This is a genomic window from Psychrobacter celer, from assembly GCF_016107555.1.
GTDB classification, from domain to species: domain Bacteria; phylum Pseudomonadota; class Gammaproteobacteria; order Pseudomonadales; family Moraxellaceae; genus Psychrobacter; species Psychrobacter celer.
Map to the genome: position 1 here is coordinate 60,701 of NZ_JABASU010000012.1, position 23,339 is coordinate 84,039.

The following is a 23,339-nucleotide window of genomic DNA, read 5'->3' on the forward strand; positions in this document are numbered from 1 at the left end:
AGGCAATGTTCACTAACTTTCAGTACTTAAGCGTTAAGTCTCTCATCGTCAATCAACAATCACCACTTTAGCGACAAAAGCGGTGATCTTTTATTATCCTAAACGCGTCTTTAGGCGATTAGCCTTCAAGCTCACTCCAGCGTTCAAGCTTGCTCATCATCTCCTCTTCGATGGCCAACAAGCGCTCACTGGCGGCCGTCGCGGCATCAAAGTCGGTGGTAAACCATGAGCCATCAGCCAGCTTGTCTTCTAGCGTCTTTTGTTCGGCTTCTAGCGCCGCGATTTCTTTGGGTAAGCTATCTAGCTCGCGCTGCTCATTGAAGTTGAGCTTTTTGGCGGCTTTATTTGGCTTTCCAGCGTCAGCTTTGTTGGCTGATTTTGACGCTTTAGTATTGCTAACGGGTGCTTTTGCGGCGCGCGCGGCTTCCTCGCGGTTTTTTTGTATCAAGTACTCTTGGTAACCGCCGACATACTCTTTGACGATGCCATTGCCATTTTCGTCCGTGTCAAATACCCAAGTGGAGGTGACCACATTGTCCATAAATGAGCGGTCATGACTGATCAGCAAGATGGTGCCGTTAAAGCTGCTGACCGACTCTTCTAATAGCTCAAGGGTGGCCATATCCAAATCGTTGGTCGGCTCATCAAGCACTAATATGTTGGCAGGTTTTAATAATTGCTTGGCAAGTAATACGCGGTTGCGCTCACCACCTGATAAGGCTTTGACAGGTGTGCGTGCGCGCTCCGGCGCAAATAAGAAGTCTTGCAAATAGCTCATGATGTGGGTTTTTCGGCCGCCCACTTCGACAAAATCCGAGCCCTCTGAGACGTTTTGCGCGACGCTTGCCTCAAGGTCGAGCTGATCGCGCAGCTGATCAAAAAAGGCAATTTGCAAATTGGTGCCAAGCTTGACGCTGCCGGTCTTGGTGACCTCGTCATCCGACATATCGAGTAGGGCTTTGATTAATGTGGTTTTGCCTGCGCCGTTAGGGCCGACAATACCGATTTTGTCGCCGCGCATAATAGTGGTCGTAAAGTTGTCAACCAGTACATTGCCATCATATTCAAGGTGCAGGTTTTTGACTTTACAAACCAGCTTGCCGCTTTTTTCGCCTTCACCCATGGTGATATTGACGTTGCCGACTTGCTCGCGGCGGTTTTTTCGCTCTTCGCGCAGGGCTTTTAGCTCGCGTACGCGGCCTTCGTTACGGGTACGACGGGCTTTGATGCCTTGACGAATCCACACTTCTTCTTGCGCCAGTTTTTTATCAAAATTGGCATTGTTTTTTTCCTCAGCAAGTAGCTGCTGCTCTTTTAGCTCTTGATAACGAGCGTAGCCTTTGGCGCCTTGGGTGACGTCATAGCTGGTCAATTGGCCACGGTCAAGCTCTACAATACGAGTCGCAAGCTTATCAACGAATGCTCTATCGTGCGTGACAAATAACAAAGTCAGTCCTTGCCAATCAAGCAAGAAGCGCTCTAACCACTCAATACTATCAACGTCTAGATGGTTGGTTGGCTCATCTAATAACAATACGTCAGGTTTGGTGACCAGCGCACGCGCGAGCAAAACGCGGCGCTTACGGCCTCCAGATAGCGAGGAGAGGTCGTCCTCTGGGTCAAGCCCCATGGTGGTGATTAGACGGGTGGCATCGCGCTCTAAGTCCCAGCCATGGACGGCGTCGATATCATGCTGCAAGGTCGCCATATGTTCGCAAGCGTCCATGTCGCCATTGGCGCACATCTCCACTTGCTTATTATAATTGATCAGCAGCTCAGCTGTGCGGCGGCTACCGCCCATGACGATATCGAGTATGCGTCCGCTCGACTCGGGGACGTCTTGCTCGAGCATCGCAACACGCATGCTACTATTGGTGATGATCTCACCACTATCTGGCTGCAGCGAGCCATTGATCAGTTTAAATAAAGTAGATTTACCTTCGCCATTGCGGCCGATTAAGCACACACGCTCGCCTGCATTGATGGAAAAATCAATACCATCGAGAATGGGGGCGACGCCAAAGGCTAAGTGAATGTCTTTTAGATGTATCAGTGCCATAGAGTATCTTAAGCTTATATAATAGTGAGGTAGGGGTTGTTGCAAAATTGCCAGCAGTATAACATGCCACCGCATCACTGTAGTGCGCGTAAGTGGTTTTATTAACACTATTTATTGCTTTGCATAGTGGCGGCGATTTAATGCCTGTCATCAAAGGTGACTGGCTACTATTGACGCTGCTGCAAATATGCTGCTGCCGAGTCTATTTGACCTTCTATTTACCATTATTTAGAGAACAACATGAATCAATTCAAAGATAAAGAGGACGGGTTTGGTATGCAAGATGACTTGCAAGCCCAAGTAATCGATTTACAAACGAGCCTAGCGCATCTTGAGGTCACTGTCGAAAGGTTAAATGACGTCATTACGCGACAAGATAAGGATATTCATACATTGCAGCGTCAGTTACAGCTCATTTATAAGCAAATAGACAGTCAAGCTACTGAAGTGGGTATTGCACCATTTGATGTGATGGCAGATAGACCGCCACATTACTGATTTCTAAACCAATATCTGATGCAGGACTGGATATTTTTTGTTTGATTATTTTATCATCCAACGCCGTAAAACCACATCCTTCTAGGGCGTGGATATCAGGCGTCAGCCGTTGTCACCTAAGATTTAGATTGCCTTGATACCCAAACCCATTGAGATCATAATTAATCCATGAAAACGCTCAAGCTACGCATCAAAGACAAACACGCCACTCAGCTCAATATCTTAGCTGGGGCGGTTAACTTTGTCTGGAATTACGTCAATGAGCTTAGTTTTAAACATTTACAGCGCACTGGCAAATTCTTTTCAGCCTATGACTTGGCTACTTATACCAAAGGTAGTGGCGAGTATTTAAACTTGCACAGCCAAACCCTGCAAGCGATTAGTGAGGTTCACTCCAAAAGCCGAAAACAGTTTAAAAAAGCCAAACTCAACTGGCGCACCAACAACCCAAAGGCCAAGAGAAGAAGCTTGGGCTGGATTCCTTTTAAAAAGACAGCCGTAAAACACCTATCAACTCGTCAATCAGGCAAGACAAGCCTTAAATCTACCATTCAGCTAAGCCTCGCTAAAGGCAAAAAACTTACTATAGATCTATGGGACAGCTATAACCTAGCCCTGTACAGCATCAACACCTGTGAGCTAGTGCAAGACAATCGCGGCCACTGGTATGCCTGTATCACCGTTAAAGAGTTTCCAAAGATTAAGTGTGGCACGGGCCAAGTCGGTATTGATCTAGGCTGCAAGACTCAGCAGTCAGTAGTGATGGTGATCAGCTACAAATCAAAGTCACCCATCAATACGCAGAAAAACTGGCCATTGCCCAAAGAGCTAAAAACAAAAAGCGGGTTAAGGTGATTCACGCCAAGATTAAAAATACCCGTCAAGATCTGATCCATAAATTCACATCAAAGCTTGTTAAAGCCAACAACTTAATCGTTGTTGGTAAAATCAAATCAAACTCATTCACTTCATCCAAACTGGCCAAATCCGTCTATGATGCTGGTTGGTTTGAGATTAAGCGGCAACTGGATTACAAATGCGCGAACGCAGGTTGCCACTATATCGAAGTCAATGAAGCGTACAGCACCCAAACCTGCTCGTGTTGCGGCTCTCGCCAAGACAGTCCGAAAGGTAGAGAAGGTCTTGGTATAAGAGAATGGTTTTGTCGTTCTTGTAAAACGACCCATCAACGTGACGTTAATGGAGCAAAAAACATTCTCGCGGTCGGCCTTGGCCGTCTTTAGTAGCAATACCCTCCGTTTAGGGAGGGGAGGAAGTCAAATGCGCATTATTAGATGAAGATACTGTTCAGTCATAAACAAGAAATAATGTGTTTTTGCAGTTGTTTTCGTGTGCCAAAATCTTTACTATCTTCACCCTCGGATGCTGCTTACCCATAAAAGTCGGGTTAAGTAGTGAAACAATGCGGATGTTTGGAGATATACAATGCGCGCAACTTTTCATTTAAAAACTCTCACAGTAGCTGTTGCTGCTCTATCTGTCGCTAGCGTTGCTAGTGCTGCTGGTCTTGATCGTTCAGGTCAAGACATTACCGCATTTCTACAAGATGGCACTTATGCAGAGACCGTCTATACTTATATCGACGCCGATGTAACGGGTGAAGATTCATCAGGCAATAAAATTGACGACATCGCAGAAGATTACGACTTTTTCCGTTATGGCGTAAAAACAGATATCAATGACACCTTTAGTATCGGTGTCTTATATGATGAGCCATTTGGCGCCGCAGCCGACTATATTGGTAAAAATGACTTCATTACCAATACTGATGCCGATGCTATCATCCAAGATTTTATAGACAACCCTAATGTTACCGAAGATTATGTTGATGATGTGTTGATACCGCAGTTGCAAGGCGCGCTCGCGCCAGGTAACCCAGGCGGTTTGACAGCTGAGCAACTAAAAGAAGCACAGGCTCAGCTAATCGGTCTAGAAGCCGCTAAAGGTCTAGCAGCAGTTGCAGGCGAAGAGACACAAGTTGAAGTACGTACCGAAAGTATCACGGGTATTCTTGGAATGAAGTTTGGTCAAAACAAAGAGTTCCAAGCATATGGTGGTCCCGTTGCTCAGCGTGTAAGAGCGGACGTGAAGCTGCGTGGCGATGCATACAGCTCAGCAAAAGGCTATACCACGCATATTAGCAATGACCAAGACTACGGTTGGATTGCTGGTATGGCATATAGCAAGCCTGAGATTGCGCTAAAAGCGGCGTTGACATATCGCTCTGAGATCAAGCATAGCGCAAAAGCGTTTGAATCTTTCCCTTTGGCCACCGCTGCTGGTGCCACTGTCGGCGTTCCATTATCAACGACTAGACATGCTGATATCGAAATTAACACACCAGAGTCAGTTAACTTTGATTTCCAAACGGGTATCAATCCAACCACATTAGCCACTGCTAAAGTGCGCTGGGTACCGTGGAGCGACTTTGCTATCGTACCGTCGTTATACAACGATGTGAGTAAAGTTGCTACGCAAGATGATAAAGGTTTGGCATTAGTAAGCTATGATAAAGACCAGTGGCAGGTAGAGTTAGGTCTTGCCAAACGTCTAGCACCAAAGTTTGCCGTTAGTGGTACCGTTGGTTGGGACAGTGGCGCTGGCAACCCTGTCACTTCACTAGGCCCTATCGAAGGCTATTATAGTGTCGGTCTAGGTGGTAAATACGATATCACAGAAAACTGGGCAGTGTCTGCAGGTGGTAAATACCTACGGTTCGGCGATGCTGATGGTCAAATTCCATCAAAGCAAGTTGTTAGCAAGTTTGAAGACAACGACGGTTTTGCGCTGGGTGTGAAGCTGTCTTATCAAGCAAAATAAGCACTAAACCAGTTGAGTTTTAAACTGAGATAAATGTTAAAAAAGCGATCCATTATGGGTCGTTTTTTTTTGGCAAAAACAAATAATATGGTTAACCTTACTGGTGAATAAACATATGATTCTTTTATTTAGAGTCGACCATAGATGAGATTTCTGCTTAACCATAATGTCAAATAGCTAGTTAATACTTATCAGTCAGTGAACGATTGTTTTAATACTTTGTTTTGCTATTCTTTATAAAAAAGACGGCCTAAAACCGCTGACTTTATTTTACAAAAAAAATTTTATAAAATATATCTATTATAATCAATGAGATATAGTGCATCATATAAGGTGGTATATAGACGATAAGAAAGCGTTTGTGAGGTAAAAAATGCCACATTATTCGCTCAATGAAACAGTGGTGAATATTCTATTAACATAAATCCATCTTTGTAAAATCTCTAAAAGAGTATTGCTATAGTATAGAAGTTTAATTATGATACTGAAATCAGTTACGTTGTCTTACATAGCGGTAATGTCTGATAACAACGAAAGTAAGGTTGCGTAAATCATCGTTACTTTCGACAGTTAAGTCGTTTGGCAAAGGATTGCATAGCATCGGCTGACGTTACTAGTACAGGTCACTAGTCTGTATAGTCTCCGAGCTACTTGCCAGTTATTTTATTCATGGAGGATATCTAAGTGTCTCAAAATTTTCCTATCTCTAAACTTACCCTCGCTCTGATCACGCTATCAGCTGCTTCATTGACGCAAGCTGCTGGCCTCGACCGTTCTGGTCAAGACATCAAAGGCTTTTTTAATCCTGGTACTTATGCCGAGATTGATTACGCTTACATTGATACTGATGTTTCAGCCCATGATAATGCTGGTGCTATCACTACTCCAACTGGTGATATTAATAATGGCATTACTTCGACAGAAGAGGCTTATAGAAAAGGTAAGTCAACTGGTGATGCAACTCCAGATACATATAGTTTTATGCGCTATGGCGTCAAAACCGACATCAATGACAACTTCAGTATTGGTGTGTTTTATGACGAGCCATTTGGTGCAGAAGTAGAGTACTCTGGCGATAGCACGTTTGTCTCTCAAGCAGGTAAGGATACTATTGCCGACTCGTCAACTGGGACATCCGTTCCAAATGAAGTTATCAACTCTTCGGTACTAGACCCAGATTACGACAAAAATACCAACGTAAGTGTACACACTGAATCATGGACAGGTTTGATCGGTTATAAGTCCAATGGCTTTCAAGTCTATGGCGGTCCTGTGATGCAAAAGGTAAAAGCAGATGTGCACTTGCGCGGTCAAGCATACGGTCCATTGACAGGCTACGATGCTAATGTGAATAGTGACACTGATTATGGTTGGGTAGCAGGTTTGGCGTATAGCAAGCCTGAAATCGCCTTAAATGCTGCCTTAACGTATCGCTCAGAGATTGACCATAAAACCCCAGTGGGAGAGAGAATACCTCTATTAGGGTCACCTCTACGAGATACAGCATTAGGCAAGCTTGGGATTGATCCAGACTCTGCGCTTGGTCAGTCAATCGGTGAATATGCCACCACTGATGCGACAGTCACAACGCCTGAGTCTGTGAACTTAAATATCCAAACGGGTCTAAGTGAAAAGTATCAGCTATTAGGTACATTAGATGTACGCTGGGTACCATGGAGTGATTTTACCATCGTACCACCATTATACAATGCTTACTCTAAGGCTGCAGTTCCAGAAGGCTTGCCATTATTATCTTATGACAAAGACCAATGGAAAGTCGACGTGGGTCTAGCCAAACGTTTCAATGAAAAGCTGGCGGGTTCGTTCGTAGTGGGCTATGACTCAGGTGCCGGTGATCCAGTCAGCTCACTAGGTACTATTGAAGGGTTTTATAGTATCGGTGGTGGCGTGAAATACAATGTCACTCCTGAATGGGCAGTCTCAGTTGGTGGTAAATACCTCAAGTTTGGTGATGCGACTGGACAATTACCTAATGGTAGTATCGTCAGTAAAGCTGAAGACAATGATGGTTATATCGCGGGCGTAAAACTGTCTTATCAAAGCCAATAAATTGTGATATATCACTATCTGAGATCTAACTATAACGGCTTATCTAGCTTATGAGCCAGATAAGCCTGCATCACGTCGATACATGTATTTAATTTTTAATAAATGAACGTTTGCGTCATGTTTTATCAGCAGGTAATCGCTGCAACAAATTGACTTTGCAAACTAAATTTGATTATCTATATATCGTACAGACCCATCCTATGTCGTACGAGTAGATAAAGGACTATCTATCAATCATCCATGGAGGAAGAAGAATGTCACCTAATCGTCATTCAATCTCAGCTGTATCAACCGCTAAAAAACTAAAAACTCCACTTAAAGCCAGTGTTGTCCTTTTGACGTCAATGATTTTGGCCGCCTGTAATACAACAGATGAGCCTTCTTATAATCTTGATGATGTCTTTAGCCCAATACCTGGTGCTACCGATAAGCAACTAGAAGAAGCGAAAGCTGAAGCCGAAAAAGCAAGACAGGAAGCTCAAGAGGCGAAAGAAGAAGCTGAAAAAGCAAAAAAAGAGGCTGCCGAGCAAATAGCTGCTGCTGAAAAAGCAGCTGAAGAAAAGGCGGCATCGGCCCTCAAAGCTAAAGAAGAAGCTGAAGCTGCTGCTGCTGCTGCTGAAAAAGCAAAAGCAGATGCCATTAAAGCAAAAGAAGAGGCTGAGCAAGCATTAGAGGATGCATTAGCAGCTGGGGGTGGTTCAGAAGCGCTTCAAAAAGAAGCTGATCGCAAGGCGAAGTTAGCAGAAGAAGCGGCAGCTGCCGCCGACGCCGCTGCCGTTGCCGCTAATACTGCCCAGCAAGAAGCAGATGCAGAAGCGACTGCAGCTGCAGCAGCACAACAAGCTGCGCAAGATGCAGCATCAGCTGCTGAAATTAAAAACGCGCCTCAAACTACTAAGTCAGGCGTCCAGCACATCAGCATCAATGCCACTGGAGTAGGTCAAGGTATGCTGACCACCACCACACGTGACTTCGACATCACTGATGAGACTGAGGTTGACGCTCGTGCAGACACAGCTTCAGGTGGCTTGGTTTCTGATCCAGTAACACTAAAAACTAGTGGTGATAGCGATGCAGAAGTAGCAGGCTCTAACGGCTTCAAATCGTTTGAAAATACCACCAAAGTTGTTACAGCTTCATTGGGTGAGCAAGACTTAGTCTATACCTCAACCTACAAAGACTTTGGTGATGATTTAAGAGTTGCCCATATTGATGGTGCAGCTGCTGGTCTGCTGCCAGTCAATGGTGTCGCCGTAGTAGGTAATGCGACTGAAGCTGCTAATGTGCCAACAGAAGGTAAAGTGGGCTACACAGGTGAAGCAACTTATCGCGCATTGGGCACAGACAGCAAGGTTGAGTTTGGGTCTTCAGTATTCACGGCTGACTTTGTGGCCAAAAACGTAAAAGGCGACCTAACCTTTAGTGATAAAACAATCGGTCTAGAAGGAACTATAGACGGCAATAAGTTCTCAGGAACTAAAGACGGTTATAACGCTGATGGTGGCTTCTACGGTGGTGATGCTCAATACTTAGGTGGTGTTTACGAAGGTAAAGGCGCTCAAGGTACTTATGGCGCCAAGAGTGACAATCAAACCGCAGCTGAGCAGGCAGCTAAAGATACAAAAGCGCAAGCAGAAGCTGCTGAAAAAGCGTTAGCCGCTGCCCAAGCAGAAGCGGCGGAAGCTCAAGCTGCTGCAGAACAAGCTCAAGCTGATGCGGCAAAAGCGAAAGCCGATGCCGAAAAAGCACAAGAAGCGGCTGATAACGCTGGCAGTGGTGGCGATGATCAAGCACTGCAAGATGCTTTAGACAGAGCAGCCGCCGCAGAAGAAGCGGCGAAGAAAGCTAAAGAAGACGCAGATGCAGCAATCCAAGCAGCAGCAGATAAAGCGCAAGAGGAAGTTAAAGCGGCACAAGATAAAGTAACAGCGGCTCAGTCAGAAGCGAGTGCAGCTAAAGCGAGTGCAGCCGCTGCTGTAGCCGCCGCAGAAGCAGCCGAAAAAGATGCCGCTGCTAAAATAGCCGCTGCAGAGTCAGCCGCCGCAGAAGATGTAGCAGCAGCTGAAAAATTAGCAGAAAAAGCTAGATTAGAAGCTGAAAAGGCAAAAACTGCTAAAGAAACAGCTGAAAAAGAAGCACAAGAAGCAGAAGACAGAGCAACTGCAGCAGCTGAAGCACAAGCAGCAGCTGAAAAGAAAGCTCAAGAGCTGCAAGATCAGTTAGATGCGTTAACGCCAAAATTTGAGTCTGACGCTGAAGCTGTTAAATCAGGCATTCAGCATTTGTCTATTGACGGTACTGCTCTTAACGCAGGCGCTTTAACAACCACTACTCGCGACTTCGCTATTCGCAGCAATTCGGATGCAGATGCTCGTGCTGATGTAGTATTAGAAGGAGTTGTTGATGCTCCAGTGGCTATTACTTTATCAGGTGATAACGATACCGATACTGCAAATGGCTTCAAATCTCATGCTGGTACTGGAAATGTGCTGGGAGAGGGCGATCTAGCTTATACTTCAATCTACAAAGACTTTGGCGATAACGGTGAGTTACGTGTCGCTCATGTCGATGGTGCTGTTAGTGCTTTAGGTACTACAGTTCCGGTAGATGGTGTATTAGTAATTGGTAACAAAACAGTAACGCTACCGACAGAAGGTACGTTTGAGTATGCTGGTGATGCTACCAATCGTAAAGTTGGTGTAGACAATGCGATTGAATATGGTAGCTCTGAGTTCACGGCTGACTTCGTCAATAGTAAAGTTGATGGTACACTGAAGTTTGCTCAAGCTGGCGAAATTGGTCTATCAGCAGACATCGACGGTAACGAGTTCTCAGGGACGGCCGCCGATGAGAGTGGCTACAATACTGAAGGTGCTTTCTACGGTGAAGATGCCAACTTTATTGGTGGTATCTATGAAGGTAATGGCTCACAAGGTACCTTTGGTGCAGAGAAAGATGGTACAGCCGCTAATCCAGTTGAGCCAACTGAGCCACTTCCAGAAGCGCCTACTAACCCAGATGTAGCGGCAGATACTGAGTTTACTGGCTTCCAAAGTAACACTCTAAGCAGTGCAGATGGAACATTCACAGATGATGCGATTGGTTATGCAGAAATTCGTGATGATAAGTCAGACTTTACAGAAACGGTAGAGGTAGATGGGTCAAACGTTCCAGTAGATAATCGTGAAGGTAATAACTTTACGAACTATGATAGTTTTATCGCTCGTGCCGATATGACAAAACCTGACTCTGTTAAAGAACAAGTTTCGATAAACATTAGCGGTGATAATGATACTGATTATGGTAGTGGATTTAGTCTTCATACAGAGTCTACAACGGTTCAAGGCCCTGTAGCACTAGATCTAAACTATTCATCTGTGTATAGAAATTTTGATTCGCAAATGCAAATCGGTCATGTATATGGCGATCCACGTACTGATCTATTTGGTTTAGGTGACTTAGCACGAGTGTCTACTGTCTACGTACAAGGCAATGGTACTAGTCTTGACGACATGCAGTATATGAAAGACTTGGCACAGTACAACATTGATAACAACATCAATGATGGTATGGTTGCTTATAACGGTGTCGCCACCTACATGGAAAATCTCCATCTCAAAGATGGTGAGCGTGGTGGACCAGTGGTTAATGGTACTTCTGCATTCGATGTAGACTTTGTTAATAGCAAGCTTGAAGGTACATTAACATTTGCAGATGGCGATTATAAGTATATGCCTACTGGCAACAAAATTGATATCAATGCAGATATCACTGGTAATACCTTTGCTGGTAATGCAAATAATATCGATACTGCTGGAGGATTCTACGGTGAAGATGCTAAGTTCTTAGGTGGTGTTTATCAACAAGCTCTAGAGCAAGGCGGTAAAGGTGCTCAACCAGGAGAAGGTACAACCTTCCAAGGCACCTTTGGTGCAGAAAAGCAATAAATTAGCCTATTAGCTCAGAATAAAAAAGCGCCTTCGGGCGCTTTTTTTGTTTATAAAAACTATAAAAGTACTGCTTAATAATAGACTTAGGTTTATATTTTTATTTGATTTTATAAAGTATCTAATACACCGTATTAATCATAATGGTGGTAATACTTTTTAAGTATTGCGGTAAATTTAACTAAGTATTCTTGTCGGTAGAGATGTTATTTTCTGCTTTTAAAGTAATTGGGTAGAAATTAATAAATAAGTAAGATCTTAATAAGTTCATTTTTTATTAAAAAATATTGATTATATGTTTTATATAATATATTTATGGTTAATATGACAAATTTTCTTTATTTATCCCAAAGTATTGATTTTGCTATATTTTTAATTAATATGTTTTTATAAATATTGTAACTAATAAATGATGAATGATATGAATATGTAATATTTAAATTACTATTATTAGGTCTATCAGGAATGAGTGTTTTATTAAATTTAAATAAAAACCGATTCAAAACATATCGTTTAAAAGAAATAAGAAATTAATTGGTAACCAAAGGTTACATTATTTATAATTGTAGATATATTTATTGACTTTTTATAAGTGATTTGTTTATCTATGCGTGGCACTAGATATTTGTTGTGCCTAGTATGGATAAATAATGGACTGTTATCAATTCTTCATGGAGGAAGACGAATGTCACTTAACCGTCATTCAATATCTGCTGTAGCGACAGCAAAAAAACTAAAAACGCCGCTGAAAGCTAGCGTCGTTATTTTAACTACTGTAATCCTAGCATCATGCGCTAGTGATGGTGGAGACAGCACCACGCCCAAGCCATCCCCTACAATACCTAAAGATGACAGTGGAACTGTAGGAGGATCAGAAACTGAGGGTAGCGGCGTTGATACTGGCAGTAATGCGCAAGCAGAGGCTGCGATCAAAGCCGCAGAAGCCAAAACAAAAGCAGCAGAAGCTGCCTTAAAACAGGCAAAGGCCAAAACGAAGGCTGCAGAAGACGCACTTAAAGCTGCTGAGATGAAATTTGGTGTCGAGTCACAAAAGGCGGCAGAAGCGTCACAAAAAGCGATTGATGCAGCAAGATCAGAGGCAGCAGAAGCGAAAGCCGCAGCAGAGGCCGCTAGGGTAGAAGCAGTCGCAAAGATTGAAGCGGCGGCACAAGAGGCTGAAGGTAAGATAAAAGCTGCTAAAGAGGCGGCAGCTAAAGAAGCCGTAGCTAAAGTGAAAGTTGCTGAAGCTAACGCAAAAGCTGCTGAGGCCCGTGCAAATACGGCAGAAGCCAAAGCTAAAGAGCTACAAGATTTGTTGGCATCAGAAACGGCTGCCAAAGAAGCCGCTGAGGCAGAAAAGAAAACAGCCGAAGCTGAGACTAAGAAAGCTCAGGACAAAGTTAAAACAGCAGAAGAAAAGGCCGCCGCCGCTATAAAAGCCGTTGCAGCTGCAAAAGCTGAGGCAGATAAAAAGATTGCAGCTCTAAAAGAAGCAACAGCCAGCCAAGTTGCTGTCGCTGAAAAAGAAGCGACAGCGGCAAAAGAAGCGCTTAAAACTGCAGAAGCAGAAGCAATTGTAACGGCAAAAGCAGCAGCGAAAGCGGCAGCTGATGCAGCAGCAGCAGCAGCTAAAGAAGCAGCAGTCAAACTCGAAGCAGTCAAAAGTGCGTCAGAAAAAGAAATTACTGCTGCAAAAAAAGTAGCCGCAGATGCTCAGGCACGTGCTGATAAAGCAGTCAAAGACGCCGCTGATGCCCAAAAACGTGTAGAAGAAGCGGAGGCGATTGCTAAATCAGAGGCTGATAGAGCAGACTTAGAGGCTTCGCGAAAGGAACAGGCGATAAAGCAAGCTGAAGAAGCAAAAGCAGAGGCATTAAAGGCTAAGGATGAAGCAGTAAAAGCAAACAAAGAAGCAGCAGATTCTAAACAGTTAGCCGAAAAAGCTAAAGCGGACTTAGAAACTGCCGAAGCAGCCCTGGCTAAAGCTGAGAAAGACCTAGCAGAAGCGTTGGCAAGTGGAGGTAATCCTGAAGCCCTACAAGCAGAAGTAGATCGTCGCCAGGCCGCCCTTGATGCAGCCAATGCCGAAGTGATCGCTACCCAGCAAGCTCAAGCGGAAGCTCAAGCCGCAGCAGAAGCGCAAATAGCAGCCGCTCAGCAAGCCACTCAAGCAGCAGCCGACGCCTTAGCAGCCTCGCAGATTAAGAATGCACCAGAAGCAGAAAAGTCTGGGGTACAGTCATTGAACGTCAACGTTGCCCCGTTAAGCAAAGTCTATAACACCACGACACGTGACTTTGATTCAACCGATGATAGCGTCATTGCACGAGCAGATCTTGCTTCAGAATCAGAACCAGGTGCAGGTGATGGCCTACTAGGTAAACTATCTATCACCACCTCAGGTGAAGGCGACAAAGACGTTGCCGGATCAAACGGTTTTAAAGCGCATGATGACAATGCCGCGGTTAGTGCGCTAGGTCAAGAACTGCCTTTAACGTATGTTTCAACCTACAAAGACTTTGAAGATGACATGCGCATCGGTCACATTGATGGCAAAGCCGTCTTTAGCGGTGCAGAGCTACCTGTGAACGGAGTAGCTGTCGTTGGTAATGCCACTCAAGCTGAGAACATGCCAACCGAAGGTAGCGTAGGCTACACCGGTGATGCCACTTATCGTCAGCTTGGCATAGATAATGATATCGAATTTGGAAAATCAGCTTTTACTGCCGACTTTGTCGCTAAAAATCTAAAGGGTAATTTAGCGTTTGATAAAGCGGGTAAGATTGGTCTGACAGCGGCTATTGATGGCAACCAGTTCTCAGGTACTGCTGCTGATAATGCTGGTTTTAATACTGAAGGTGGATTCTTTGGTGGAGATGCTCAGTATCTAGGCGGTGTCTATGAAGGTAACGGCGCTCAAGGTACTTATGGTGCTAAGAGTGACAAGCAAACTGCTGCCGAACAAGCAGCGATAAAAGCACAAGCAGATGCGGATGCAGCCAATGCAGCCATCGCTGGTGTTCAAGCGCAAGCTGCTGCTGCCAAAGCTGCAGCAGAAAAAGCGCAAGCTGACGCCATCAAAGCGCAAGAAGCCCTAGCAAAAGCAGAAGAAAACTTAGCAAACGCCGGTAATGGTGAAGACCTGCTTGCTGCTGCCCTAGAGCGCGCGGCCGCAGCAGAAGCGGCCGAAGCTGCAGCATTAGATGCGGCAACCAAAGCGACAGCTGCTAAAGATGCGGCCTTAGCCGCGCAAGCTGCAGCAGAAGATGCGGCCATTAAAGCACAACAAGCAGCCGACAAAGCCATTGGTGATGCTAAAGCAGAGGCTAATCAGAAAGTAGCCGAAGCCAATCAACAAGCAGCTGATGCAAAAGCACAAGCGGCGGATGCCCAAACACGAGCTGATGCAGCAGAAGCCGCCGAAGCTAAAGCCAAAGCTGAAGCTATCACCGCCAAAGAACAAGCGGAAACAGCGATTGCTGCTGCTAACGCCAAAGCCGATCAAGCCAACCAACAAGCAAGTGCAGCACAAGCATTAGCGCAAGCTGAGAAACAAAAGGCTGAAACAGCTCAAGCGGAAGCAGATCAAGCCAAGAGTGAGCTGGTAACTGCACAACAAAAACTGGCTGAAGCAGAACAAGCACTAGCGGATGCTCTAGCTTCAGGTGGCGGCAATACCGAAGCCCTACAAGCAGAAGTAGATCGCCGCCAGGCCGCCCTTGATACAGCAAATGCGAAAGCGGCCGCCGCTCAGCAGGCACAAGCCGCAGCGACTGCCGCAGCGGAAGCGCAAATAGCAGCTGCTCAGCAAGCCACTCAAGCAGCAGCCGACGCCTTAGCAGCCTCGCAGATTAAGAATGCACCAGAAGCAGAAAAGTCTGGGGTACAGTCATTGAACGTCAACGTTGCCCCGTTAAGCAAAGTCTATAACACCACGACACGTGACTTTGATTCAACCGATGATAGCGTCATTGCACGAGCAGATCTTGCTTCAGAATCAGAACCAGGTGCAGGTGATGGCCTACTAGGTAAACTATCTATCACCACCTCAGGTGAAGGCGACAAAGACGTTGCCGGATCAAACGGTTTTAAAGCGCATGATGACAATGCCGCGGTTAGTGCGCTAGGTCAAGAACTGCCTTTAACGTATGTTTCAACCTACAAAGACTTTGAAGATGACATGCGCATCGGTCACATTGATGGCAAAGCCGTCTTTAGCGGTGCAGAGCTACCTGTGAACGGAGTAGCTGTCGTTGGTAATGCCACTCAAGCTGAGAACATGCCAACCGAAGGTAGCGTAGGCTACACCGGTGATGCCACTTATCGTCAGCTTGGCATAGATAATGATATCGAATTTGGAAAATCAGCTTTTACTGCCGACTTTGTCGCTAAAAATCTAAAGGGTAATTTAGCGTTTGATAAAGCGGGTAAGATTGGTCTGACAGCGGCTATTGATGGCAACCAGTTCTCAGGTACTGCTGCTGATAATGCTGGTTTTAATACTGAAGGTGGATTCTTTGGTGGAGATGCTCAGTATCTAGGCGGTGTCTATGAAGGTAACGGCGCTCAAGGTACTTATGGTGCTAAGAGTGACAAGCAAACTGCTGCCGAACAAGCAGCGATAAAAGCACAAGCAGATGCGGATGCAGCCAATGCAGCCATCGCTGGTGTTCAAGCGCAAGCTGCTGCTGCCAAAGCTGCAGCAGAAAAAGCGCAAGCTGACGCCATCAAAGCGCAAGAAGCCCTAGCAAAAGCAGAAGAAAACTTAGCAAACGCCGGTAATGGTGAAGACCTGCTTGCTGCTGCCCTAGAGCGCGCGGCCGCAGCAGAAGCGGCCGAAGCTGCAGCATTAGATGCGGCAACCAAAGCGACAGCTGCTAAAGATACGGCCTTAGCCGCGCAAGCTGCAGCAGAAGATGCGGCCATTAAAGCACAACAAGCAGCCGACAAAGCCATTGGTGATGCTAAAGCAGAGGCTAATCAGAAAGTAGCCGAAGCCAATCAACAAGCAGCTGATGCAAAAGCACAAGCGGCGGATGCTCAAACACGCGCTGATGCGGCTGAAACGGCAAGATTAGAGGCTGAGGCTAGAGCCAAAGCAGCAGAAGATGCTCTTGAAGCCGCGCAGCAGCTACCACCAGCGCCTACTAATCCAAAGGCTCCCGTCAATGTAACAATAACTGGTTTCCAAAACAGTATTGCAGATCATGATAATAGTGGTATAAGTGCAAATACTTCTGCTAGCTATGATACGTACACTGCGCTTTTGAATGAGACAGGTTCAAGAGACTTTAAAAACTCTATAAATGTAGAATTGAGAAACGCATCTGACGAAGATTATGAAGGTAGCTTCAAAAAGAGCGAACTTAAGCAGATTGGCGGTATATTTAATAATAAATTAAATTATACGTCAACTTATAAGAACTTTGATGAGCAGATGCAGATTGGTCATGTATATGGAGACCTTAAAGGCCTAGCCAATGTAATCCGACTATCTAAGTTATCGAACGTATATGTACAGGGTAATAGTACAAATATCGACGATATGCAGTACATGAAAGAGCTATCACAGTACAATATCGACAATGGCATCAATGATGGTAAAGTGAACTATAAAGGTGTGGCTAGCTACATCGGTAATAGTAAAGAGGAAATTATTGGTCATGACCCAATCATAGGGACTTCGGAGTTTAAAGTTGACTTCGTTGATAGCCAAGTCGATGGGACGTTATCCTTTGATGGCTCTAGCGTTAGCGAGAAGGTTATCAAAGCTGAGATTGATGGTAATAGTTTTGCTGGCAGTTGGAACGGCGTTGATACAAAAGGCGGCTTCTTTGGAGAAGATGCCAACCTATTAGGCGGTGTATATCAAGTTGCTGATGGTAAAGGTACTTATGGCGCTACTAAGGTGGACCCAAGCGCAGAGCCAGTACCAGAACCTAAAGCCATAACAGGTGTTATGAGCAATACCATTAGTAGCGTATCAGGCTTAGGCACCGATGACGCGATTGGTTATCGTCAGTTTGTGACAGATAATCAAACCTTTACCACTACAACGGGTGAAGGTGAAGACACGACACCGACCATAGTTGAAGATAGTGCTGTAGATAATCTGCCAAGCTATGATAAGTTTGCAGCCCGTCTTGATATTGTTAAACCTAACAAATTCAAGCAACCTGCTATGATTACAACGGTTAGAAGTAATGATGTCGCCTTTGATGCTGATAGTGGTTTCATGAAGTCTAAGGATAAGAACGTTGCTACTTTTAAAAATGTAGGATCTATCATTGGTGACATTGATTTAAAATATAATTACGACTCTGTGTATAGAAACTTTGACACACAGATGCAGATAGGCCATGTCTACGGCGATCTTGTTAAAGAAAGTGGTATCGGTAGTGGGGTGAAATCACGCTATACCAATGTTTACGTTATGGGCCAAGCAACTGAGAATATGCCAACTGATGGTAATGTTCAATATGCTGGCGTGGCCACCTATATGGACAATCTACATTTAGGCTCAGGCGCTATCAAAGACCCAGTGGTCAATGGCACATCGACATTTAATGTAGATTTCGTCAATGATTCTATGACAGGTGAGCTGACATTTGCTGGTATTAATAAAAACATTGGCATCAGTGCTAATATTACCGGAAATACTTTCGCTGGTAGTAAGGACAATATTGCGACATCAGGTGGTTTTTATGGTGATGGTGCAAAGTTCCTAGGAGGCATTTATCAAGAAGCTCAACCTGGTAATGTAGCAGGAACAGGTACCACGCCAGGAACAGGCACGACCTTTCAAGGAACCTTTGGCGCCGAAAAGCAATAAAGGAATATGACTGTACAACCCAAACGAAAAAGCGTCTTAGGACGCTTTTTTTCTCGCTTAAACGTTTAAAATCCCTTAGGATGATTAAGTTTGGAAGATTAATGATCATACTTAGGTAAGGATACCCATGAATAATCAATATATGCTCAAACCTCTTACGCTCTGTGTTTCACTAATGATGGCTTATTCTGTCCCCGTCATGGCAGAAGATACGCCACCAGACATAGGGCCGGAGCTTGACCAGGCAACTGAGCTGCTCAAACGTGAAAATCAAACAGCAGTATCAGATCCCACAGCGCCATCTACCGCGGTTTCTGATACAGAGGCGCAGCGTGCCATCAAAAGTCGTCAGCAACTTGCTGCCGCCACGACATACAATTTGGCGGCGTTAAAAGCCAACCCAGCGGCGTTTAGTAAGTTTTTAAATGATGCGTTAGCCGCGCAAGATATGGTCACGGTAAAAGAAGTATTGCCGCATTATAAAGCACTTAAAACCAATGATCCCATGCTCATCAAATTCGCTGACGCCTTAATATATCGCAGTGAAGCCAAAAACAAGCAAGCCATCGCCATTTACCGTGAGATGCTCGCAGCAGATCCAGATTTTCACCCTGTACGCCTAAATATGGCGATTGCCATGCAAGCAGATAAGCAGTATGCCGCCGCAAAAGAGCAGTTTTTAAAGCTACAGTCGGTTGATCTACCAGCTCCTGTGATGGCGAGAGTTCAAAACTCGTTGGCTCAAATAAATAGTTCAGAAAAATGGCAGTTTAATGTCTCTGCCAGCTATGTGAGAGATAGCAATATCAATGACGCGCCGTCTAAGTCTATTCAATCTAGTCTGGGGCGTTCAATCGAACAAAAAACGGCCAACGGTATTCAGGTGTCTGGCAGTGCCAATAAGCGCTTTAATTTACCTGAGAATTTTTATGCAACCGTAGGCGGAAATGCTTCACTAAAAGGCTACTGGGATGAAACGGATTATAACGATTATCTGCTGACCGCTTCTGCTGGTATTGGTTATGATGATGCCAAAAATGATGTCTCACTCACACCGTTTGTGACCAAGCGGTATTACGATGAAGAAGATTATAGCCTACGTAAAGGGGTCACGGTCAGCGGCTCACGCTGGGTAAAACCAAAGTTGAAATTGACGGCCACCGGTATTTTGTCCAATGAAACGTTTGAGGATGACGACAATAAAAACCGAGAAACCGATGGTCAGTTCCTTGGCCTAAACGCATTTTATATTAAAGATGCCAAAGAGTATTTTTATGGTGGCTTAGGTAATTACCAAAACGATGTCCCCAAATCAAGCATCATCAGCTACGATCGCAATTCTGTCAATGTCGGTTGGGGGCGTGAATGGAAGCACGGTATATCTACCCTTGCGACAGCAGGCTATGGTATCAAAGAGTACGAAGATCCTGCAGATGCCTATCCAGCTGGTAGTGGTGCATGGTTGGGCTACTATAATGCAGTGGGCGGTAAGCCGGGTACAAAACGCGAGGATAAAACCACCTCACTAGGTCTACAAGTCTGGAAGCGCGATATCACAGTGCTTGGTCTGACTCCAAGACTGGTGTTTGACTATGAAACGACCTCTAGTAACTTTGGTTATTATGATGATCGTGATGAAAAATCAGCGACGGTATTATTAACCAAGACTTTCTAAGTATCTTACCAGTTTTGTATTAGCCAAATAAAACCCTCGCTATCTCGGATAGCGAGGGTTTTTTAGTGTTCGATAGTTTATGAACTTATTTGTTTAAATTCAGCTCCATCTCTTTATATTTGGCAGATACCGAAGGTCTTGGACCGCCAGTCATGATACTCACTGCAAAGATAGCAATGGTGCTCAAGATAAAGCCTGGAACGATGGCGTATAACCAACTATTTAGTGGTACGCCATTCATCTCAAATGGACCATAGACCCATAGGATGACTGTCAAGGCACCGACGACCATACCGGCGACAGCGCCGTTACGGTTCATACCGCGCCATGTCAGACTAAAGATAACGAGTGGGCCAAATGCCGCGCCAAATCCTGCCCAAGCGTTAGAAACGAGGTTCAGTACTGAGCTGTCTGGGTTCGACGCTAATAAGATAGCGATGACAGCGACGACAATCACAGAAATACGGCCGACCAGTACTTGGCGCGCCTCTGGTGCTTCTTTATCAAAAAACAGCTTATACACATCTTTCGTCAATGAGCTTGATACCACCAATAGCTGAGATGAGATGGTACTCATGATCGCTGCCAAGATGGCCGCTAACAAGAAGCCTGAAACCAATGGATGGAATAAAAACTGCGTGAATACCAAAAAGATGGTCTCAGGATCATCTAGAGTCATCGCGGTTCTTTGTACGTAAGCGCGACCGGCGATACCCGTCACACAAGCACCGATCAAGCTGATAATCATCCAGCTCATACCGATGTTACGCGCTGTTGGAACATCTCGCACTGAGCGAATCGCCATAAAGCGCACGATGATATGCGGTTGACCAAAATAGCCTAATCCCCAAGCGAGTAGCGAGATGATACCAAGTGCTGTCATGCCGCTTGTGATATCGAGCATACTAGGATCGATGGTTCTGATGGCATCAGTCGTGGCTGACACGCCGCCCAGATCTGTCAAGGCAACGATAGGGACGATCACCATGGCAAACAGCATGATGACACCCTGTACAAAGTCCGTCATCGATACGGCAAGGAAGCCACCAAACAAGGTATAAATGACGACCACACCAGCGGTAACCCATAAGCCTGTGCTATAAGATAGATTTAATGAGCTTTCAAACAGTTTACCACCACCGACGAGGCTGGCCGCGGTATACACCGTGAAGAATAGAATGATGACAACGGCTGAGATGACACGTAGCATGTGCGACTTGTCCTCAAAGCGATTGGCGAAGTAATCAGGGAGGGTGATGGCGTTGTCAGCAACTTCGGTATACACACGAAGACGCGGTGCCACGATGATATAGTTTAAAAAAGCACCCAATGTCAGACCGATGGCAATCCAAGCACTGACCACGCCATCGGCATACATAGCGCCTGGTAATCCAAGCAATAGCCAGCCTGACATATCTGAGGCACCCGCTGAGAGTGCCGTTACTGCTGGGCTGAGATTACGGCCACCGAGCATATAGCCTTCTGTGTCATTGGCCTGCTTAAAGTAAGCATAAATGCCAATCCCAATCATCACTAAAAAATAGGCGCCGAGCGATATCAGCACGCCACTAGAAACTCCGTTCATATAAATTGTCCTTAACCAACTGCGTTGGCGGTAATTATTTTTAACTATAAAGAGTAAGTGTTACAAGACGTTGTCCAAAACAATATCTAAAGACAAAAAAAGCCATTAAGTAGGACATAATGGCTTTGATTCAATATCTGCTGTTAGTTTTATATGATTGGCGTTGCTCTAGGGCGAAGGTATATAGATCATGACACTGCGATTATCGACCAAATCATCCGCTCATAAATAGCACATGGCGTAGTCAATAAAGATTGTCATTCAATAAGGAGCAAATCAAAAAGTCGATGCTTCGCTTTATCGCATTTGCCAGTTATATACCTATAGTTATATAACTATATTGGTCGCCAATATAACCAATCATTTAAAACCATTAAACCTACTGAAACCTATCATATATTACTTGAAGTGTTCAATATATGACTATCAGTGTTCATATGGTAAATTTTTGTTATAAAAACAACGTCAAGCGTATTATAACGTATGACTACTACAAATGCGAATGGCGTGCCTGCTAGTGGTAAGGCACAAGAATTATGCGGCTTGACTGATGCTATATAGTATGAATCACTTTATTAATCGATAGGGGATAATAAATCCAATAGCGCCGTCACACTGCTAGATTGAGTCAGCTTTGGATTGATGACCACGCCCAGATAACGCTGTAACTCGATATTGTCCGCCATATCGATACGCTCTAAGTCTTGACTGATCATGGTCTGCGGCAGTACCGACCAGCCAAGACCGACAGAGACCAGCATACGAATAGACTCTAATGGGTTGGTGCTCATGGTCGCATAAGGCTTGAGGTTATGCTTGGCAAACTCAGCCAGCGTAATCTGACTGGTAAAGGTATTGGCCGATGGTAAAATCGCAGGATAGCGAGCCAACTGCTCGAGCGTCACATTGGATTTGGTCGCCAATGGTGACAAAGTGCCTGTCATAAAGTATAAAGGGTCAGACCAAAGCGTATGGTAGGTTAGCCGCTTGTCGTAGACAGGTGGCAAAGTGACAAACGCCAGTGACAAGTCACCATCTAATACTGCTTTGTGTGCCGCCTCTGAATCGACAAAATGCACTTCTAGCTGGACGGCAGGATACGCTTGGATAAAGTGTTTGAGGACAGGCGCTAAATGGTGTAGGCCAATATGATGGCTGGTACCGATGATCAGCTTACCTGATACAATATGCTGGGAGTGCTGCAGGTTTATCTTGAAGTTTTCATAATCTTCAAGCCAGCGTTTGGCGTGCGGCAGCATTTCGGTCGCCGCTTGCGTGGGTACAATACCGCGTCCGACAGTATCGAACAAAGTGATGTTAAACTCATCTTCCAAATTTTTGATACGTTTACTGACTGCAGGCTGAGTGATAAACAGCTTTTCGGCTGCGCCTGAGATGCTGCCAGTGTGCATAACGGTAACGAATGTCGTCAAATTTGTGGTGTTCAAACGGATGTCCTTAGCTATTTTGTAAGCTATAAATAAAAGTTGGCTGACCCAATCACAATGTATTAGAAATAAAAGTTTGTGTCTATGAAAAAATCATCAATTATTATTATAGGATTAGCCTGCTATAATCACAAGACATCGAGACGTATTGTCACATATTTATTGCATAAACGGCGGTGTTTTTTCGTATAACGCTTGTTTTAATCGCAGTTTTTAGCAATAAATACTAGATAAGTATGCCGACCTGACAAAGCGTTGGCGTAGAGATAAGATATACCAACATACTACCTAGACTAGACCTCATTTTTGCTTACCGATAGCAAGCAGGTAAAATAGTAAGTAAGTGAAAATAGTAAGTAAGTGAAAATAGTAAGTAAGTGAAAA

Annotated in this window: 9 protein-coding genes and 1 pseudogene; 7 read left to right on the top strand and 3 right to left on the bottom strand. The window is 44.8% G+C overall.

Annotated features, from left to right (window positions below; all coding sequences use genetic code 11):
• Window positions 1-118: 118 nt before the first annotated feature.
• Window positions 119-2,059, bottom strand: coding sequence for an ATP-binding cassette domain-containing protein (locus JFC05_RS07380; protein WP_198336401.1), 1,941 nt, complete (start codon window positions 2,057-2,059; stop codon window positions 119-121).
• 240 nt (window positions 2,060-2,299) lie between these two features.
• On the opposite strand from JFC05_RS07380, the gene JFC05_RS07385 reads away from it, so the two are divergent.
• From JFC05_RS07385 to JFC05_RS07415, 7 genes and pseudogenes are all read left to right on the top strand, one after another.
• The gene (locus tag JFC05_RS07385; RefSeq protein ID WP_192993008.1) at window positions 2,300-2,557 is read left to right on the top strand and encodes a SlyX family protein; all 258 of its coding nucleotides are present in this window, start codon (window positions 2,300-2,302) and stop codon (window positions 2,555-2,557) included.
• A 168-nt stretch (window positions 2,558-2,725) separates the two neighbouring features.
• Window positions 2,726-3,821 (top strand): annotated as a pseudogene (locus JFC05_RS07390) (RNA-guided endonuclease InsQ/TnpB family protein).
• A gap of 182 nt (window positions 3,822-4,003) precedes the next feature.
• Window positions 4,004-5,398 carry an outer membrane protein transport protein gene (locus JFC05_RS07395; RefSeq protein WP_198336402.1) on the top strand — a complete coding sequence of 465 codons (1,395 nt, stop codon included), beginning with the start codon at window positions 4,004-4,006 and terminating at the stop codon, window positions 5,396-5,398.
• A 684-nt stretch (window positions 5,399-6,082) separates the two neighbouring features.
• On the top strand, window positions 6,083-7,468 hold the full coding sequence (locus JFC05_RS07400; RefSeq protein WP_198336403.1) for an OmpP1/FadL family transporter: 1,386 nt from the start codon (window positions 6,083-6,085) through the stop codon (window positions 7,466-7,468).
• Window positions 7,469-7,722: 254 nt separating this feature from the next.
• Window positions 7,723-11,415 (top strand): transferrin-binding protein-like solute binding protein, encoded by a 3,693-nt coding sequence (locus JFC05_RS07405; RefSeq protein ID WP_198336404.1) that lies wholly within the window; start codon window positions 7,723-7,725, stop codon window positions 11,413-11,415.
• 685 nt (window positions 11,416-12,100) lie between these two features.
• Entirely contained in the window at window positions 12,101-18,247 is a 6,147-nt protein-coding gene (locus JFC05_RS07410; RefSeq protein WP_198336405.1) for a transferrin-binding protein-like solute binding protein, read from the top strand.
• Window positions 18,248-18,374: 127 nt separating this feature from the next.
• Window positions 18,375-19,922, top strand: coding sequence for a porin family protein (locus JFC05_RS07415; protein ID WP_198336406.1), 1,548 nt, complete (start codon window positions 18,375-18,377; stop codon window positions 19,920-19,922).
• Window positions 19,923-20,007: 85 nt separating this feature from the next.
• Here the strand turns inward: JFC05_RS07415 and putP are convergent, their stop codons facing one another.
• Both putP and JFC05_RS07425 read right to left on the bottom strand, forming a co-directional pair.
• The gene (putP, locus tag JFC05_RS07420; RefSeq protein ID WP_198336407.1) at window positions 20,008-21,507 is read right to left on the bottom strand and encodes a sodium/proline symporter PutP; all 1,500 of its coding nucleotides are present in this window, start codon (window positions 21,505-21,507) and stop codon (window positions 20,008-20,010) included.
• A 575-nt stretch (window positions 21,508-22,082) separates the two neighbouring features.
• Complete coding sequence (locus tag JFC05_RS07425) at window positions 22,083-22,955, bottom strand: LysR family transcriptional regulator (protein WP_075101606.1); 873 nt, start codon at window positions 22,953-22,955, stop codon at window positions 22,083-22,085.
• Window positions 22,956-23,339: the final 384 nt, after the last annotated feature.